Annotated in this window: 4 protein-coding genes; 3 read left to right on the plus strand and 1 reads right to left on the minus strand. The window is 67.5% G+C overall.

The features are described 5' to 3' along the window. Positions 1-93 precede the first annotated feature (93 nt). Positions 94-1,428, minus strand: coding sequence for an amidohydrolase family protein (locus RMO04_RS12985; protein WP_309645201.1), 1,335 nt, complete (start codon positions 1,426-1,428; stop codon positions 94-96). Between the two features lie 71 nt (positions 1,429-1,499). Between RMO04_RS12985 and RMO04_RS12990 the strand changes: the two genes are divergently transcribed. The 3 genes from RMO04_RS12990 to RMO04_RS13000 all read left to right on the plus strand — a co-directional run. Further along, positions 1,500-1,883, plus strand: coding sequence for a VOC family protein (locus RMO04_RS12990; protein WP_309645202.1), 384 nt, complete (start codon positions 1,500-1,502; stop codon positions 1,881-1,883). A 66-nt stretch (positions 1,884-1,949) separates the two neighbouring features. Next, complete coding sequence (locus tag RMO04_RS12995) at positions 1,950-2,831, plus strand: TauD/TfdA family dioxygenase (protein WP_309645203.1); 882 nt, start codon at positions 1,950-1,952, stop codon at positions 2,829-2,831. Positions 2,832-2,889: 58 nt separating this feature from the next. After that, on the plus strand, positions 2,890-3,338 hold a 449-nt coding region (locus RMO04_RS13000), incomplete at its 3' end, for an SDR family NAD(P)-dependent oxidoreductase (RefSeq protein WP_309645204.1).

Genomic DNA, 3,338 nt, shown 5'->3' on the forward strand with positions numbered 1-3,338 from the left:
AATCGAGTCATGCGCGGCCTCCCCGCCCTAGGGTTGAAATTCGGAGGTCGTGCGGCCTAGTGCAAGGTCGCTCAGGACCCTCGCTACACAGAGCTAGTTCACCGGAAACGCCTGGCGCTTGCCGCCAGCCATATGCACGACGCCCCGGCGCATGACGAAGTTCGGGCGCTCCAGTTGGCGCACGTCCTCCAGCGGGCTGGCGGCGACGGCGATGAGGTCGGCGTCCTTGCCGGGCTCCAGGGTCCCCAGGGTGGCCGAGCGATCCAGCAGCTCGGCGGCGGTGACCGTGGCCGACTTGATTGCCTCGGCGGGGCTCATGCCGACGCTGACCATCAGGGCGAACTCCTTGCCGTTGTCGCCGTGGGACGAGACGCCGGTGTCGGTGCCGAAGGCGATCTTCACGCCCGAGGCGATGGCGCGCTTGTGGTTCTCCATGGCGACCTTGCCGGCGATCTCGGCCTTTTCCAGGGTCGCCTTCGAGCGCGACCCCGCCCGCGCCTGACTGAGCGCGGCCTGAGGCGCCAGCATGGTGGGGACGAAATAGGCGCCGGTCTTCTTGAACAGGGCGTCTGTCTCCTTGGTCCCGAAGGTGCCGTGCTCGATGGAGTCCACCCCAGCGTTGAGCGCCGCGATGATGCCGTCGGTCCCGTGAGCGTGGGCGGCGACCTTGCGGCCGAACATGTGGGCGGTGTCGACGATGGCCTTCATCTCGTCGTCGAACATCTGACGGCCCAGGCCGCCGGCGATGTTGGAATTGACCCCGCCGGTGGCGGTGAACTTGATCACCTCGGCGCCCTGGCCGATCTGCGAGCGCACGGCCCGGCGACAGTCCTCGGCGCCGTTGCAGACGTTCTCCCCGCGCGCGCGCGCGATCTCGGCCAGGTCGCGGTTGAGGTTGTTGGAACCGTCGGCGTGTCCCGCGGTGATGGCGATAGCTCGCCCCGCCGGCACGATGGTCGGCCCAGCCAGCAGGCCGGCGTTGATCCCATCGCGCAGGGCTGTGACGCTACGGATGTCGGAGCCCAGGTCGCGGATGGTGGTGAAGCCGGCCTCCAGGGTGCGTCGGGCGTTGTCGACCCCGATCACCATGTTGTCCTCGATGTCGCGGTTCGCGCCTTCGATCCGCGCGCGCATCTTGTCGTCGTCGTTGAAGATGTGGACGTGCATGTCGATCAGGCCGGGCAGGACGAACTGGTCTTTCAGGTCGACCAGGGTCGCGCCGGCCTCGGGGGCGACGAAACCGTCGCGCACGGACTCGACCTTGCCGCCGCGGATGAAGAGGGTTGAGGCGCCGCGCGGCGCCTGGCCTGGCCGATCCAGCAGGGCGCCGGCGTGGATCACGGTGGTCTTGGGCGCCTGCGCGGCCGCGCCGCTCACGAGGGACAGGCTGAGAACGGCGGCCGCCAGGCCGGTGGACAGTCGATGCATTGGAACTCCCCCGAAACGCCCGGGCACTCTAGCTTGAGCCATCCCGCCGTCCAGCCGCCCGAGTCGCTCCCATGCCCCAGCAGATCAGTCTCGTCGCCCTGGTGGTCGCCCACTATGACGAGGCGATCGCCTACTATGTGGACAAGCTGGGCTTCGCGCTCACCTCCGACCTCCCCCAGGGCGACAAGCGCTGGGTGGTGGTGACGCCGCCGGGGTCGAGCTGCGGCCTGCTGCTGGCGCGAGCCGCCACCGACGCCCAGGCCGCGCGGATCGGCGACCAGACCGGCGGCCGGGTGGGGCTATTCCTGACCACCGACGACTTCGCCCGCGACCATGCAAAGATGACGGCGGCGGGGGTCAGGTTCTTGGAGCCGCCCCGCCAGGAACCCTATGCCACCGTGGCCGTCTTCCAGGATCTCTACGGCAACCGATGGGATTTACTGCAACCGGCGTGAGCGGTTCTCGCTGGCCTCGAGCGCCGTTGCGATGTTTCATTCGCCCGCAGCTTTAGGAGGCCGACCATGGCAGGGCTCAAGATCCGCAAACTCGCCGGCGCGCTCGGCGCCGAGATCTCCGGCGTGGACCTGGCGAAGGACCTGTCCGACCAGACCATCGCGGCGATCCGCGAGGCCTTCGTCACCCACCAGGTGATCTTCTTCCGCGACCAGGCGCTGTCTCCCGAACGTCAACTGGCGTTCGGCCGCCGGTTCGGGCCGCTGAACATCCATCCCTATGTGACCGGCATGGACGCCCATCCCGAGGTGATGGAGATCGTCAAGGAGCCGGAGGACAAGGTCAATTTCGGCGGGGGCTGGCACTCCGACATGAGCTTTCTGGAGAACCCCTCCATCGGCTCGATCCTCTATGCGGTGGACCTGCCGTCGTTCGGCGGCGACACCCTGTTCGCCAGCCAAGCCGCCGCCTACGACGCCCTGTCGCCGGGCCTGAAGGCCACGCTGGAGACCCTGAACGCCGTCCATTCCGCCGGCCGGGAGTATTCGTCCCAGGGCCACTCGGCCCAGTCGCGCAAGACCATGAAGGTGGTGGAGGCCGAGGGCGCCGTGGGCGAGTTCGTCCATCCCGTGGTCAAGGTCCATCCCGAGACCGGCCGCAAGGCGCTCTACGTCAATCCGGCCTTCACGATGCGGATCGAGGGCTGGAGCCGGCGGGAGAGCAAGGCGCTGTTGGACTTCCTGTTCGAGCATTCCCGCTACGAGGCCTTCACCTGCCGGTTCTCCTGGACCCCCGGATCGGTGGCCTTCTGGGACAACCGCTCGGTCTGGCACTTCGCGCTGAACGACTATCCAGGAGAGCGGCGCCACATGCGCCGGGTGACCGTGGACGCCTGGCCTTCGGAGGTGGCGACAACATCCGCCGCGAGGGTCTCCGAACCCGCCGAGTAAGTGCGATACTGCGATCTAACCAATTAAAAACAAAGACTTTCATTAGGGAGATTTCAAGATGAGCGAACCTCGCATCAATCCGGACGGGCCCTTGAAGGGCAAGGTCGCCCTGGTCACCGGCGCCAGCCGCGGTATCGGCGAGTCCATCGCCGCGCGCCTGGCCATGGAGGGCGCCAGCGTGGTGGTTTCGGCGCGTACCGCCTCGGACGGCGAGAGCCGGCTGCCGGGCACGCTGGCCGACACCGTGGACCGCATCAACAAGGCCGGCGGCAAGGCCGCTTTCGTCAAGGCCGACCTCGCCCAGGCGATCGAGCGCGAGCGGCTGGTGGAGGAGGCCGAGGCCACTTTCGGCCCCATCGACATCCTGATCAACAACGCCGCCATCACCTATTTCATCCCGGTCGAAGACTTCCCCGAGAAGCGCTTCAAGCTGATGATGGAGGTGCAGGTCTATGCGCCCTTCCACCTGGCCCAACTGGTCCTGCCCGGCATGAAGGCGCGCAAGCA

This window comes from Phenylobacterium sp., from assembly GCF_031412415.1.
In the GTDB taxonomy this organism is placed as follows: Bacteria; Pseudomonadota; Alphaproteobacteria; order Caulobacterales; family Caulobacteraceae; genus Phenylobacterium.

Bases quoted from the DNA above. Each gene is read 5' to 3' on its own strand.
- RMO04_RS12995 (WP_309645203.1), top strand. From the start codon at position 1,950: ATGGCAGGGCTCAAGATCCGCAAACTCGCCGGCGCGCTCGGCGCCGAG.
- RMO04_RS12985 (WP_309645201.1), bottom strand. From the start codon at position 1,428: ATGCATCGACTGTCCACCGGCCTGGCGGCCGCCGTTCTCAGCCTGTCC.
- RMO04_RS12990 (WP_309645202.1), top strand. From the start codon at position 1,500: ATGCCCCAGCAGATCAGTCTCGTCGCCCTGGTGGTCGCCCACTATGAC.